Source organism: Pseudomonas sp. EA_35y_Pfl2_R5 (assembly GCF_963970805.1).
Lineage (GTDB): Bacteria > Pseudomonadota > Gammaproteobacteria > Pseudomonadales > Pseudomonadaceae > Aquipseudomonas.
Map to the genome: position 1 here is coordinate 1 of NZ_CAXAOW010000015.1, position 14,434 is coordinate 14,434.

The 14,434-nt window shown below is 58.5% G+C and carries 13 protein-coding genes and 1 pseudogene; 11 read left to right on the plus strand and 3 right to left on the minus strand.

All coding sequences use genetic code 11. From position 1 onward, the window contains the following. Positions 1-117: pseudogene (locus tag AACX99_RS18895) on the plus strand (IS1595 family transposase); the annotation flags it as partial. Positions 118-136: 19 nt separating this feature from the next. Here AACX99_RS18895 and AACX99_RS18900 read toward each other — a convergent pair. After that, positions 137-655, minus strand: coding sequence for an outer membrane protein assembly factor BamE (locus tag AACX99_RS18900; RefSeq protein WP_339413977.1), 519 nt, complete (start codon positions 653-655; stop codon positions 137-139). Positions 656-752: 97 nt separating this feature from the next. Here AACX99_RS18900 and fur point away from each other — a divergent pair, with 97 nt between their 5' ends. Then, positions 753-1,157, plus strand: a complete 405-nt coding sequence (gene fur, locus AACX99_RS18905) for a ferric iron uptake transcriptional regulator (RefSeq protein WP_311090729.1) — start codon at positions 753-755, stop codon at positions 1,155-1,157. 62 nt (positions 1,158-1,219) lie between these two features. Here the strand turns inward: fur and recN are convergent, their stop codons facing one another. Then, positions 1,220-2,893 (minus strand): DNA repair protein RecN, encoded by a 1,674-nt coding sequence (gene recN, locus AACX99_RS18910; RefSeq protein ID WP_339413978.1) that lies wholly within the window; start codon positions 2,891-2,893, stop codon positions 1,220-1,222. A gap of 155 nt (positions 2,894-3,048) precedes the next feature. Between recN and grpE the strand changes: the two genes are divergently transcribed. The 8 genes from grpE to AACX99_RS18950 all read left to right on the plus strand — a co-directional run bounded on the left by grpE (position 3,049) and on the right by AACX99_RS18950 (position 13,263). Further along, entirely contained in the window at positions 3,049-3,618 is a 570-nt protein-coding gene (grpE, locus tag AACX99_RS18915; protein WP_339413979.1) for a nucleotide exchange factor GrpE, read from the plus strand. Positions 3,619-3,717: 99 nt separating this feature from the next. After that, complete coding sequence (dnaK, locus tag AACX99_RS18920; protein WP_339413980.1) at positions 3,718-5,634, plus strand: molecular chaperone DnaK; 1,917 nt, start codon at positions 3,718-3,720, stop codon at positions 5,632-5,634. 122 nt (positions 5,635-5,756) lie between these two features. Then, complete coding sequence (gene dnaJ / locus AACX99_RS18925) at positions 5,757-6,875, plus strand: molecular chaperone DnaJ (protein WP_339413981.1); 1,119 nt, start codon at positions 5,757-5,759, stop codon at positions 6,873-6,875. Positions 6,876-6,947: 72 nt separating this feature from the next. Then, the gene (gene dapB / locus AACX99_RS18930; protein ID WP_339413982.1) at positions 6,948-7,751 is read left to right on the plus strand and encodes a 4-hydroxy-tetrahydrodipicolinate reductase; all 804 of its coding nucleotides are present in this window, start codon (positions 6,948-6,950) and stop codon (positions 7,749-7,751) included. 209 nt (positions 7,752-7,960) lie between these two features. Next, on the plus strand, positions 7,961-9,109 hold the full coding sequence (carA, locus tag AACX99_RS18935) for a glutamine-hydrolyzing carbamoyl-phosphate synthase small subunit (RefSeq protein WP_339413983.1): 1,149 nt from the start codon (positions 7,961-7,963) through the stop codon (positions 9,107-9,109). 35 nt (positions 9,110-9,144) lie between these two features. Beyond that, positions 9,145-12,366 (plus strand): carbamoyl-phosphate synthase large subunit, encoded by a 3,222-nt coding sequence (gene carB, locus AACX99_RS18940; RefSeq protein ID WP_339413984.1) that lies wholly within the window; start codon positions 9,145-9,147, stop codon positions 12,364-12,366. Beyond that, positions 12,363-12,839 (plus strand): transcription elongation factor GreA, encoded by a 477-nt coding sequence (greA, locus tag AACX99_RS18945; RefSeq protein WP_339413985.1) that lies wholly within the window; start codon positions 12,363-12,365, stop codon positions 12,837-12,839. Before carB ends, greA begins: the two co-directional genes overlap by 4 nt. Then, positions 12,811-13,263, plus strand: coding sequence for a DUF4149 domain-containing protein (locus AACX99_RS18950; protein WP_339413986.1), 453 nt, complete (start codon positions 12,811-12,813; stop codon positions 13,261-13,263). Before greA ends, AACX99_RS18950 begins: the two co-directional genes overlap by 29 nt. A gap of 58 nt (positions 13,264-13,321) precedes the next feature. On the opposite strand, the gene yhbY is transcribed toward AACX99_RS18950, so the two are convergent. Next, positions 13,322-13,633: a ribosome assembly RNA-binding protein YhbY gene (gene yhbY, locus AACX99_RS18955; RefSeq protein ID WP_339413987.1), complete on the minus strand. Its 312-nt coding sequence runs from the start codon at positions 13,631-13,633 to the stop codon at positions 13,322-13,324. 102 nt (positions 13,634-13,735) lie between these two features. Between yhbY and rlmE the strand changes: the two genes are divergently transcribed. Next, on the plus strand, positions 13,736-14,359 hold the full coding sequence (gene rlmE, locus AACX99_RS18960) for a 23S rRNA (uridine(2552)-2'-O)-methyltransferase RlmE (protein ID WP_339413988.1): 624 nt from the start codon (positions 13,736-13,738) through the stop codon (positions 14,357-14,359). Positions 14,360-14,434 lie beyond the last annotated feature (75 nt).

Genomic DNA, 14,434 nt, shown 5'->3' on the forward strand with positions numbered 1-14,434 from the left:
CTCCCGAACTACCTGGGCTGGCGCCGCATGCTTGAACGCTATCAGCAGCGTATTCAGCCCGTTCACTGTATCCAGGAGGCGGTTGGTCGGACCATGCAACACGCGATTGGGACATAGCCTTTTTTATCAGTAAATTTTACTGCGGGGTGCTTTCCAGGGGCTCTGGCGTCGGCACTGGCACGACTTTCACGTCGTCCACTTCGCGCTGAATCTGTTCAAGCAGTGAGCCTGGAGCGGGTTTCTCTTCTACCTGAGGGCGCTGTGTAGCTTGTGGCGTGGTAACGCCGCTGTCTTCGCCTAGGATAGCCTGATCGCGGCTGACGCCCGGCATAAAGTCGCCGGACAGACCGACCAGTTGGTCTTCGGTGTTGAAGTTAACGCTGACGCGTTCCTGCAGACGTTGACCACCGCCTGGCTGGATGCTGTAGAGGTAATCCCAACGATTGGCGTGGAAGGTGTCGGTGAGCAGGGGGTTGCCCATGATAAACCGCACTTGCTTGCGGGTCATTCCCGGCCGCAACTGGTCTATCATGTCCTGCGTGACGACATTGCCCTGTTGGATGTCGATTTTATAAACCCCGGGGAATGAACAACCGGCGAGTGCGAGTAGCCCCGTAAGGGTGAGGCTGGTCAGCAGGAGTTTGGTTTTTTGCATCGGTGGGCGACTTCCACTATCTTGGCTGGGCAATATAACCCCGGATCATACCCGCAATAAAGGAAGCTGCGAAGCCGCTTCCGTGAGAAAGCAGACCATGGTTGAAAATAGCGAACTACGCAAGGCTGGCCTGAAAGTGACCCTGCCACGGGTCAAGATACTGCAAATGCTCGACCACGCCGGTCAGCGTCACATGAGCGCTGAAGATGTCTACAAGGCGCTGATGGAGGCGGGTGACGATGTAGGTTTGGCGACTGTGTACCGCGTACTGACCCAGTTTGAAGCAGCAGGTCTGGTGGTTCGTCATAACTTCGATGGCGGTCATGCGGTCTTCGAGTTGGCGGACAGCGGCCATCACGACCATATGGTCTGTGTCGATTCCGGTGACGTGATCGAGTTCTTCGACGCCGAGATCGAAAAACGTCAGAAAGAAATCGTCAAAGAGCACGGTTTCGAGCTGGTCGATCACAATCTTGTGCTGTATGTGCGCAAGAAAACCTGATTGATGCAGGCATAACAAAGGCGACCCTAGGGTCGCCTTTGTGCTTTCTAGGGCCTGCGCAATCAGGCCTGAGCGCTGCCCACCATCTGCCGGGCATGGGCCAGGGATTCTTCGGTGAGATCCACGCCGCCGAGCATGCGGGCGATTTCCTCGACCCGCTGCGCTGGGCTTAGTTTGCTCACCGCGGTGCGGGTGGCATCGCTTTCACGCACCTTGTGCACGAACAGGTGCTGATGTCCTTGCGCGGCAACTTGCGGCAGGTGGGTGACGGTGAGTACCTGGCCGCGTTCACCGAGGCGGCGCAGTAGCTGGCCGACCACTTCGGCGGTGGGGCCGCCGATGCCAACGTCGACTTCATCGAATACCAGGGTTGGCACCCGCGAGGTTTGCGCGGTGATCACCTGAATCGCCAGGCTGATGCGCGACAGTTCGCCACCCGAGGCGACCTTGGTCAGGGCTTTCAGCGGTTGGCCAGGGTTGGCGCTAACCAGAAATTCCAGCTGTTCCAGGCCGTTGGGGTGCGGTTCGCTGTTGCTGTTGGCGCTCAGCTTGATGTTGAAACGCCCGCCGGGCATGCCCAGAGTTTGCATTTCCTGCTCGACTGCGCTGGCCAGCTGACTGGCGGCGTTGTTGCGCAGGGTGCTGAGCTCCGCCGCTTTTTCCTGATAATGCCGCTCGAAGGCGGCCAGCTCGTCGCTCAGGCGTTCGGCGACCTGGTCGTCGGCATTGAGGCTTTCCAGCTCTTCGAACAACTGTTGCTGCATGACGCTCAGCTCTGTTGGCTGGATGCGGTGTTTGCGCGCCAGGGTGTAGATCGCGTCCAGGCGCTCTTCCATCTGTCGCAGGCGCTCAGGGTCGGCGTCGAAATGATCGAGAAAACGGTTCAGCTCGCCGACGGCTTCTTCTACCTGAATCTGCGCGCTGGCCAGCAGGTTGGTGGCTTCGCTTAGTGCGCCGGGTTGGCCCTGGAAGGCGCTGAGGCGATTAAGACTGCTGGTCAGGGCGGACAGCACGTTGCCAGCGTCATTCTCGCTACATTGCTCGATTACCAGGCGGCAGGCGCTGAGAAGGCTTTCGGCGTTGGTCAGGTTCTTGTGTTCCTGCTCCAGGTTGTCCAGCTCGTCTTCGCCGAGGGCTAGGTTGTCGAGTTCTTCTAACTGGTAGCTAAGCAGTTGATGGCGCGCGCGCTGTTCGTCGCCGATGCTGGAAATCCGCTCCAGCTCGCTCTTGGTTTGTTTCCAGCGCTGCGCGGCGAGCTGCACCTGGCGCGCCAACTCTTGGCTGCCGGCGTATTCGTCGAGCAGGCGGCGGTGGGTGTCGGGCTTGAGCAGGGATTGGTGCTCATGCTGGCTGTGGATGTCGATCAGCAGTTCGCCCAGAGCCTTGAGGTCACCTAGCGGGCTAGGCGCGCCGTTGATATAGCCACGCGAGCGGCCTTCTGCAGTGATCACGCGACGGAGGATGCACGGGCCGTCATTGTCTAGATCACGTTCGGCCAACCAGGCGCGGGCTTCGGGAATATCGTGCAGGTCGAAGCTGGCGAGGATGTCCGCCTTGTCCGCGCCTGGGCGTACCACGCCGCTGTCGGCGCGATCACCCAGGGTCAGGCCGAGGGCGTCGAGCATGATCGACTTGCCGGCGCCGGTTTCGCCGCTGATTACGCTCATGCCGGCGTCCAGCTCTAGATCAAGGTGTTCAACGATGGCGTAGTTGTGTACGGACAGGTGCACCAGCATGGCGAGGGCCTCCCAAGTTCATGTCTGGTTATTTATACAGTGTTTTTTTGTAGGCTGACAATCCGTCTGCTGTCCTTGAAACCACATTTTTTGACCCCATATAGCGGTCAGGCACGTGAGTTAAGGCTCGCGTCGGATTTTAAGAGGAGAGACGCATGGCTGACGAACAGACCCTGGATACGCAGAACCCCGATGTACAAACAACCGCCGAAGCGGTTGCGGGTGATGACCTGGTTGCCCGCGTGCAAGCGCTGGAAGAGCAACTGGCCACTGCGCAGGATCAGTCGCTGCGCATGGCTGCCGATCTGCAGAACGTGCGCCGCCGCGCCGAGCAGGATGTAGAAAAAGCGCACAAATTCGCTCTGGAGAAATTCGCCAACGATCTGTTGCCGGTGGTGGATAGCCTGGAGCGTGGCCTTGAACTGTCGAATCCGGATGATGAGGCGATCAAGTCCGTACGTGAGGGCATGGAGCTGACGCTCAAGCTGTTTGGCGACACCCTCAAGCGCCACCAGCTGGAAGCGATTGATCCGCATGGCGCGCCGTTCAATGCCGAGCACCATCAGGCGATGGCGATGCAGGAAAGCACCAACGTCGAGCCCAACAGCGTGCTCAAGGTGTTCCAGAAGGGCTACATACTCAATGGTCGTCTGCTGCGCCCCGCCATGGTGGTGGTCAGCAAGGCTCCGGTGGACGCGCCGCCATCGATCGATGAGCAGGCTTGAAATTCGCCGAGCTGCCCCCATTAAACAGTCAAGCGTTTTAGTGCTACCGCCGCTGACAACGATCAGCGGCGGGATTATCAAAGTTTCGGGAGAGTAAAGATGGGCAAAATTATTGGTATCGACCTGGGGACCACCAACTCGTGCGTCTCGGTTCTGGAAAATGGTGTCGCTAAAGTTATTGAGAACGCCGAAGGCGCGCGTACTACGCCGTCGATCATTGCCTACGCAAATGATGGCGAGATCCTGGTTGGCCAGTCGGCCAAGCGTCAGGCAGTGACCAATCCGCACAACACCCTGTATGCGGTGAAGCGTCTGATCGGTCGTCGTTTTGACGAAGAAGTCGTGCAGAAAGACATCCAGATGGTGCCTTACAAGATTTCCAAGGCAGATAACGGTGATGCTTGGGTTGAGGTGAACGGCCAGAAAATGTCGCCGCCACAAATCTCGGCTGAAATCTTGAAAAAGATGAAGAAAACCGCTGAGGACTACCTCGGTGAAGCGGTGACCGAAGCGGTGATTACCGTACCGGCCTACTTCAACGACAGCCAGCGTCAGGCCACCAAAGACGCCGGCCGTATCGCCGGTCTGGACGTCAAGCGCATCATCAACGAGCCGACCGCAGCTGCGCTGGCTTACGGTATGGACAAGGCCAAGGGCGATCACACCGTGATCGTATATGACCTGGGTGGCGGTACCTTCGACGTTTCCGTAATCGAGATTGCCGAAGTCGATGGCGAGCACCAGTTCGAGGTGTTGGCCACTAACGGTGACACCTTCCTCGGCGGTGAAGATTTCGATATTCGTCTGATCGACTATCTCGTTGACGAGTTCAAGAAAGAAAGCGGCATTAACCTTAAAGGTGACCCGCTGGCCATGCAGCGCCTGAAAGAAGCCGCTGAAAAAGCCAAAATCGAACTGTCTTCGAGCAATTCGACCGATGTGAACCTGCCGTACATCACTGCAGACGCCAGCGGCCCTAAGCATTTGAACGTAAAAATCTCCCGCGCCAAGCTTGAAGCGTTGGTAGAGGACTTGGTTCAGCGCACTATCGAGCCTTGCCGTATTGCGCTGAAAGACTCCGGTATCGACGTTGGCGCGATCAACGACGTGATCCTGGTCGGTGGTCAGACCCGCATGCCGTTGGTGCAGAAGCTGGTCACTGAGTTCTTCGGTAAAGAAGCTCGTAAAGACGTTAACCCGGACGAAGCTGTGGCCATGGGCGCTGCTATCCAGGGTGCGGTACTGTCGGGTGATGTGAAAGACGTGCTGCTGCTCGACGTTAGCCCGCTGACCCTGGGTATCGAAACCATGGGCGGCGTGATGACTGCGTTGATCGAAAAGAACACCACGATTCCAACCAAGAAATCGCAAGTGTTTTCGACTGCCGACGACAACCAGGGCGCTGTGACTATTCACGTACTGCAGGGCGAGCGTAAGCAAGCCAGTGGTAACAAGTCGCTGGGTAAATTCGATCTGGCTGAGATTCCGCCAGCACCGCGTGGCGTGCCGCAGATCGAAGTGACTTTTGATATCGACGCTAACGGCATTCTGCATGTTGGCGCGAAAGACAAAGCCACTGGCAAGACTCAGTCCATCGTGATCAAGGCCAACTCCGGTCTGTCTGAAGAAGAAATTCAGCAGATGGTCCGTGACGCCGAAGTCAACGCTGAGGAAGATCGCAAGTTCGAAGAGCTGGCGACCGCACGCAACCAAGGGGATCAACTGGTGCACGCCACCCGTAAGATGATCACCGAAGCTGGCGACAAGGCTACCGCTGACGAGAAGACTGCTATCGAGGCTGCGCTAAGTGCACTGGAAGTAGCAGTGAAGGGCGACGACAAGGCTGAAATCGAAGCCAAGATGACCGCGCTGTCCGAAGTGACCGCACCACTTGCGCAGAAGATGTACGCCGAGCAGGCGCAGCCAGGTGCTGCCGAGCAAGGCGCAGAGCAAGCTCAGGACGCAGGCGATGATGTGGTCGATGCTGAGTTTGAAGAGGTCAAGGACAACAAGTAAGCGCGAGCTTATGCCGTTCTGGTCGGGTGTGACGCAAGTTGCGCCCGGCATGATTCGTCGCGCGGGAGCTTGCTCCCGCGTTGGCGTGTCTGGAGTAGACGATTTTAAGGTGTTGAAGACTTATGGCTAAACGTGACTTTTACGAGGTGCTCGGTGTCGAGCGCGGTGCCAGTGAAGCGGAGCTGAAAAAAGCTTACCGCCGCCTGGCCATGAAGCATCACCCGGATCGCAATCCTGACGATAAAGCCTCGGAAGAGAAGTTCAAGGAAGCCAACGAGGCCTATGAAGTGTTGTCCGACGCGGGCAAGCGCTCGGCGTACGATCAGTACGGGCATGCCGGTGTTGATCCGCAGATGGGTGGCGGTCCTGGCGGCGCCAACTTCTCCGATATCTTCGGTGATGTATTCAGTGATTTCTTCGGTGGCGGTGGTCGCGGCGGTCAGCGGGGCGGCGCACAGCGCGGCAGCGATCTGCGTTACACCCTGGAGCTGGATCTGGAAGAGGCGGTGCGTGGCACTACGGTAACCATTCGCGTACCGACCCTGGTCAATTGCAAGCCTTGCGATGGCTCAGGCGCGAAGAAGGGCACTACGCCGGTGACCTGTACCACCTGTGGCGGTATTGGCCAGGTGCGTATGCAGCAAGGCTTCTTTTCGGTGCAGCAGACCTGTCCGCGCTGCCACGGCAGCGGCAAGATGATCACCGATCCTTGCGGCTCCTGCCATGGCCATGGCCGGGTAGAAGAACACAAAACCCTGTCGGTGAAAGTCCCGGCTGGTGTCGATACCGGCGATCGCATTCGTCTGTCCGGCGAAGGCGAGGCGGGTGCCATGGGTGGCCCGGCTGGCGATCTGTATGTGGTAGTGAATGTGCGTGAGCACGCGATCTTCCAGCGCGACGGCAAGCACCTGTACTGCGAAGTGCCGATCAGCTTTGCCGATGCGGCCCTGGGTGGTGAGCTGGAAGTGCCGACTCTGGATGGTCGGGTCAAGCTGAAGATCCCGGAAGGCACGCAGACCGGCAAGATGTTCCGCCTGCGTGGCAAGGGCGTGGCCCCGGTGCGTGGCGGCGGTGCAGGCGACCTGATGTGCAAGGTGGCGGTGGAAACCCCGGTCAACCTGGGCAGGCGTCAGCGCGAGCTGTTGGACGAGTTTCGCAAGACCTTGGAGGGCGATAGCTCACATTCGCCGAAAGCCAATGGTTGGTTCGAGGGCGTTAAACGTTTCTTTGGCGATTTGTAAACCCCGCAGACAGGCTGCGCTGGTCGCTGAGCGGCGGTTGCAGCCTGGGACAACAGCTTGGAGCTGATAGCTATGCAACGTATTGCTGTGATGGGTGCCGCCGGGCGCATGGGTAAGACTCTGATCGAAGCCGTGCAGCTGGTCGATGGCGCAAGCCTGAGCGCGGCGATTGATCGTGCCGACAGCAGCCTGGTTGGCGCGGATGTCGGTGAGCTGGTGGCGCAGGGCAAGATTGGCGTCAATCTGTCCGGCGATCTGACTGCGGTGCTCGATCAATTTGATGTGCTGATCGACTTCACTCACCCGTCGGTCACCCTGAAAAACCTGGAAATCTGCCGCCAGGCCGGCAAGGCCATGGTGATCGGCACTACCGGGTTTTCGCCGGAAGAAAAGCAGCTGCTGGCTGAGGCCGGCAAACAGATTTCCATTGTGTTTGCCGCTAACTTCAGCGTCGGTGTCAATCTCTGCCTGAAATTACTCGACACCGCGGCGCGGGTGCTCGGTGATGATGTGGATATCGAGATCATCGAAGCCCACCACCGCCACAAGGTCGATGCGCCGTCCGGCACCGCCCTACGTATGGGGGAGGTAGTGGCTAATGCCCTGGGGCGCGATCTGCAGAAAGTCGCGGTGTATGGTCGTGAAGGTCAGACCGGTGCGCGCGAGCGCGAAACCATCGGTTTTGCCACGGTGCGCGCTGGTGATGTGGTCGGTGATCACACCGTGCTGTTTGCTGCCGATGGCGAGCGCGTGGAAATCACCCACAAGGCATCCAGTCGTATGACCTTCGCCAAAGGCGCTGTGCGCGCTGCGTTGTGGCTGCGCCAGCGTCAGCCAGGCCTGTACGACATGCAGGACGTTCTGGGTCTCAACTGAGACATTCTGTCGCAGGAATGCCTTTTGCCTGGGTCTCAGGCTTAACTGGCGGTGGACCAAAAAGGCAGTTTCCTGTAAGCTTCCTGCTTTAGTGTGTCCACTAAAGTTGCGCAGAATGAATCAGATAAAAAAGCGGGGTGACGGTTGATACGTCATCCCGCTTTTTTACAATCTGCGTTTGCTTCACGTTTTGATTTCCGGAGGTTTTCTTGAGTAAGCCAGCCCTTAAACCTGCCATTTTGGCTCTTGCTGATGGCAGTATTTTTCGCGGCGAGGCCATCGGTGCCGATGGCCAGACTATTGGTGAGGTGGTTTTTAACACTGCCATGACCGGCTATCAGGAAATCCTTACCGATCCTTCCTATGCCCAGCAGATTGTCACCCTGACCTATCCGCACATCGGCAACACCGGCACTACGCCGGAAGACGCCGAGTCCAACCGCGTATGGGCAGCTGGCCTGATTATCCGTGACCTGCCGCTGACCTCCAGTAACTGGCGCAACAAGCAGCCACTGGATGAATATCTCAAGGAAAACGGCACCGTCGCCATTGCCGGTATCGACACCCGCCGCCTGACCCGCATCCTGCGTGAGAAAGGCTCGCAAAACGGCTGCATTCTGGTTGGCGATGACGCCACCGAAGAGAAGGCGCTGGAACTGGCGCGCAGCTTCCCCGGGCTGAAAGGCATGGACCTGGCCAAGGTGGTCAGCTGCACCGAGCGTTACGAGTGGCGTTCCAGTGTGTGGGATCTGAAAGACGACAGCCATCCAGAAATTCCAGCCGGTGAGCTGCCGTACCACGTGGTTGCCTACGACTACGGCGTCAAACTGAACATCCTGCGCATGCTGGTCGAGCGCGGTTGCCGTGTGACTGTGGTGCCTGCGCAGACTCCTGCTAGCGATGTGCTGGCGCTGAATCCAGATGGCGTGTTCCTGTCCAACGGCCCAGGCGATCCCGAACCGTGCGATTACGCCATTGCCGCGATCAAGGATGTGCTGGAAACCGAGATCCCGGTATTCGGCATCTGCCTCGGCCACCAGCTGCTGGCCCTGGCTTCCGGTGCCAAGACCCTGAAAATGGGCCACGGCCACCATGGTGCTAACCACCCGGTGCAGGATCTGGATACGGGTGTGGTGATGATCACCAGCCAGAACCACGGCTTTGCCGTGGACGAGGCCACGCTGCCGAGCAACCTGCGCGCCATCCACAAGTCGCTGTTCGACGGTTCCCTGCAGGGTATCGAGCGTACCGACAAGGACGCCTTCAGCTTCCAGGGTCACCCCGAAGCGAGCCCCGGCCCAGCCGATGTGGCGCCGCTGTTCGACCGTTTTATCGAAGCCATGGCCAAGCGCCGTTAAGCCAGCCGACTGACCCAGGATTCGAGAGAGAGAAAATGCCAAAGCGTACAGACATTAAAAGCATCCTGATCCTCGGCGCTGGCCCGATTGTTATCGGCCAGGCCTGCGAGTTCGACTATTCCGGTGCCCAGGCGTGTAAAGCGCTGAAAGAAGAGGGTTACCGCGTCATTCTGGTGAACTCCAACCCAGCCACCATCATGACTGACCCGGCCATGGCGGACGCCACCTATATCGAGCCGATCAAGTGGTCCACCGTGGCCAAGATCATCGAGAAGGAGCGTCCGGATGCGCTGCTGCCGACCATGGGTGGCCAGACCGCGCTGAACTGCGCACTGGACCTGGAAAAGCACGGCGTCCTGGAGAAATTCGGCGTCGAGATGATCGGTGCCAATGCCGACACCATCGACAAGGCCGAAGACCGTTCGCGCTTCGACAAGGCGATGAAAGACATCGGTCTGGCCTGCCCGGTTTCCGGCATCGCGCACAACATGGAAGAAGCCTACGGCGTGCTGGAGAAGGTTGGCTTCCCGTGCATCATCCGTCCGTCCTTCACCATGGGTGGCACCGGCGGCGGTATTGCTTATAACCGTGAAGAGTTCGAAGAAATCTGCGCCCGCGGTATCGATCTGTCGCCAACCAGCGAACTGCTGATCGACGAATCGCTGATCGGCTGGAAAGAGTACGAGATGGAGGTGGTCCGCGATAAAAAGGACAACTGCATCATCGTCTGCGCCATTGAAAACTTCGACCCGATGGGCGTGCACACCGGCGACTCGATCACCGTGGCCCCGGCGCAAACTCTGACCGACAAGGAATACCAGATCCTGCGTAACGCCTCCCTGGCGGTATTGCGCGAGATCGGCGTGGAAACCGGCGGCTCCAACGTGCAGTTCGGCATCTGCCCGAACACTGGCCGTATGGTCGTTATCGAGATGAACCCGCGCGTGTCGCGTTCCTCGGCGCTGGCCTCCAAGGCCACCGGCTTCCCGATCGCCAAGATCGCCGCCAAGCTGGCGGTGGGTTACACCCTTGATGAGCTGAGCAACGACATCACCGGCGGTCGTACCCCGGCCTCTTTCGAGCCGGCCATTGACTACGTCGTAACCAAGATCCCGCGTTTTGCCTTCGAGAAGTTCCCGAAAGCTGATGCCCGCCTGACCACCCAGATGAAGTCCGTCGGTGAAGTCATGGCCATCGGTCGCACCTTCCAAGAATCCCTGCAGAAAGCCCTGCGCGGTCTGGAGGTGGGTGTTTCGGGCCTCGATCCGATGCTCGATCTGGCCGATCCTGAAGCCGAAAGCACCCTGCGTCGCGAACTGACCGTGCCAAGCGCTGACCGTATCTGGTACATCGGCGATGCCTTCCGTGCGGGTAAGACCGTGGCCGAAGTCTTCGCGCTGACCAATATCGATGAATGGTTCCTGGTGCAGATCGAAGATCTGATCAAGGACGAAGAGCGCATCAAGACCCTGGCACTGTCCAGCATTGATCGTGACTCGATGTACAAGCTCAAGCGCAAAGGCTTCTCCGATATTCGCCTGGCCAAGCTGCTGGGTGTGACCGAGAAGACCCTGCGTAGCCAGCGTCACAAGTTGAAAGTGCTGCCGGTGTACAAGCGCGTCGACACCTGCGCCGCCGAATTCGCCACCGACACCGCTTACATGTACTCGACCTACGAGGAAGAGTGCGAAGCCAATCCGTCGAGCCGCGACAAGATCATGATTCTGGGTGGCGGCCCGAACCGTATTGGTCAGGGTATCGAGTTCGACTACTGCTGCGTACACGCGGCGCTGGCGCTGCGTGAAGACGGCTACGAGACCATCATGGTCAACTGCAACCCGGAAACCGTCTCCACCGATTACGACACCTCCGACCGCCTGTACTTCGAGCCAGTAACCTTGGAAGACGTACTGGAAATCGTCCGCGTCGAGCAGCCGAAAGGCGTGATCGTGCAGTACGGCGGGCAAACTCCGCTGAAGATCTGTCGCGCTCTGGAAGAAGCCGGCGTGCCGATCATCGGCACCAGCCCTGACGCCATCGACCGCGCCGAAGACCGCGAGCGTTTCCAGCAGATGGTGCAGCGTCTCGGTCTGCGTCAACCGGCTAACGCCACTGCGCGCAGCGAAGATGAAGCCCTGGCTCACTCCAAGACCATCGGTTATCCGCTGGTGGTGCGTCCGTCCTATGTACTGGGCGGCCGGGCGATGGAAATCGTCTACCAGGAAGACGAGCTCAAACGTTATATGCGCGAAGCGGTAAAAGTCTCTAACGACAGCCCGGTGCTGCTCGACCACTTCCTCAACTGCGCCATTGAAGTGGACGTGGATGCGGTGTGCGACGGCGAAACCGTGGTGATTGGCGCGATCATGCAGCACATTGAACAGGCTGGCGTGCACTCCGGTGACTCGGCCTGCTCGCTGCCGCCTTACTCGCTGCCGATGCACATCCAGGACGAGATTCGTGACCAGGTCAAGAAAATGGCTCTGGAGCTTAATGTAGTTGGTCTGATGAACGTGCAGATGGCCGTACAGGGCGAGGACATCTTCGTTATCGAAGTGAACCCGCGCGCTTCGCGTACCGTACCGTTCGTCTCCAAGTGCGTCGGTGTCTCGCTGGCCAAGGTGGCTGCCCGCGTCATGGCAGGCAAGTCGCTGGCTGAGGCTGGTTACACCAAGGAAATCATCCCGCCGTACTTCAGCGTCAAGGAAGCGGTGTTCCCGTTCGCCAAGTTCCCAGGCGTCGACCCGATCCTCGGCCCAGAAATGAAGTCCACTGGTGAAGTGATGGGCGTCGGCGATACTTTCGGCGAGGCCTTTGCCAAGGCGCAGTCGGGTGCCAGCGAGATTCTGCCAAACGCCGGCGTGGCCTTTATCAGTGTGCGTGATGACGACAAGCCGTTGGTGGAAGGCGTTGCTCGCGACCTGATTGACCTGGGCTTTGAAGTGGTGGCCACCGCTGGTACCGCCAAGCTGATCGAGGCCGCTGGCTTGCCAGTGCGTCGCGTGAACAAGGTGACCGAAGGCCGCCCACACGTGGTCGACATGATCAAGAATGACGAAGTCACCCTGATCATCAACACCACCGAGGGTCGCCAGTCCATCGCTGACTCCTACTCCATTCGTCGTAACGCTCTGCAGCACAAGATCTACTGCACCACCACCATTGCGGCGGGTCAGGCGATCTGTGAGGCGCTGAAGTTCGGTCCCGAGAAGACCGTGCGCCGGCTGCAGGATCTGCATGCAGGAATCAAGGCATGACTAAATACCCCATGACCGTTCAGGGCGCGCGCGCCCTGGAAGAGGAGCTGGCGCACCTGACCAAGGTCGTGCGCCCCAAGCTCAGCCAGGATATCGGCACCGCGCGTGAGCTCGGTGACCTCAAGGAAAACGCCGAATATCATGCCGCGCGTGAGCAGCAGGGCATGGTTGAAGCGCGAGTGCGAGATATCGAGGGTCGTCTGCAGAATGCAGTGATCATTGATGTCACCACCATTGAGCACACCGGTAAGGTAATTTTCGGTACCACCGTTGAAATCGCCAACTGCGAAACCGATGAAAGCGTGACTTACCAGATCGTCGGTGAGGACGAGGCGGACATCAAACAGCGCAAGATTTCCGTGGGTTCACCTATCGCCCGCGCCCTGATCGGCAAGAGCGAAGGTGACGTGGTGGTGGTGCAGACGCCAGGCGGTGCGCTGGAGTATGAGATCGTCGAGGTTCGCCATCTCTAAGTCGGGCGCGCGTGATGCCGGCGCGATCAGCTGGCTGCTGGCTCAGACGCTTTGGGTTGGTGGCCTCTGGTTGCTGCATTTTCTGCTGTTGCCGGCAATTGCCAAGATCGGCCTGGCTTCGTTGCTGGTCGAAGAGATCAGCAATACCCTGCGGCCATTGTTAGTTGGCTTAGCGGCGGTATGCGCCGGGTTGCAGGTGCTGGTGCTGATTCGCGCCGAGCGTCTGGCAGGCCTGTGGCGTGATAGCCGTGGGCAGTTGCTGCTGGTTGTTGTGACAATGGCGGGCAGTTACTTCGCGGTGCGCCAGCTGCTGCCAGGAGCAGAACTTTGGTTGATGTTCAGTTACATGGTCATGGCGTTTTGCGGGTTGTTATTGGTCTTGCAGCCAGTGCCGCAAAGCTCAGGCATAGGCTCTAAGCAGTAAGATTGGGCAGGATGGGAGGTTGCAAAGGCGCTGAGCGCGCCTTGCAGCGGCTGAGTTATCAGCCGTGATGACGATGAACGTTGGACAGGTTCTTGTTCACTTTCGGGTTTTTTCGGTAGATCAGCGCCATCTTGCCAATCACCTGAACTAGGTCGGCTTTGCTGGTTTTGCACAGTTCGTTGATGGCCGTTAGGCGGTCTTCACGCTCAGTGATGCGTAGTTGCACTTTAATCAGTTCATGATCGCTCAGTGCGCGTTCCAGTTCAGTCAGCACACCTTCGGTCAGACCGTTGTCAGCCACGATCAATACAGGCTTCAAATGGTGACCGATAGATTTGAATTGTTTCTTCTGCTCTTGAGTGAGCGGCATAATCTGATTCCTGCATTTAATCTGGTAAAAAACGGCGGTTAGTTTACCCGAGCGCCTTCGGGGCCGCCCAGATATTCATGCGTTGCACATTCGAGGTATTGCGTGGCCCGTTCCAAGACCAGTCAAGGTTGGCTGAAAGAGCATTTCAACGACCCCTACGTCAAAATGGCGCAGAAGGATGGCTATCGCTCGCGCGCCAGCTACAAGCTGCTGGAGATTCAGGAGAAGGATCGCATCTTGCGGCCTGGCATCACTGTAGTCGATCTGGGCGCAGCGCCGGGCGGCTGGTCGCAGGTCACCAGTCGGGTGATCGGTGACAAAGGGCGTTTGATCGCTTCAGATATTCTGGAGATGGACAGCATCCCTGACGTTACTTTCATCAAGGGCGACTTTACCGATGATGCGGTGTTCGCGCAGATTCTCGATGCTATCGGTGAACACCCGGTAGACCTTGTGATTTCCGATATGGCCCCCAATATGAGTGGAGTGAGGGAATCGGATCAGCCGCGCGCTATGTACTTGTGTGAGTTGGCGCTGGATCTGTCGACTCGGGTGCTACGTCCGGGCGGCGACTTTCTGATCAAGATCTTCCAGGGCGAAGGTTTCGATCTGTACCACAAGCAGGTGCGTCAGCTGTTCGACAAGGTGCAGATGCGCAAGCCGCTGTCTTCGCGTGATCGCTCGCGCGAGCAATATATGCTGGCTCGGGGCTTTCGCGGTATCTGATGGTTGCAGGCTTTACGGCGAATTGTGGTGGGGCTTTGCGGTCTCACAGCAAATAAAGGGTTACAGACGGCGTCT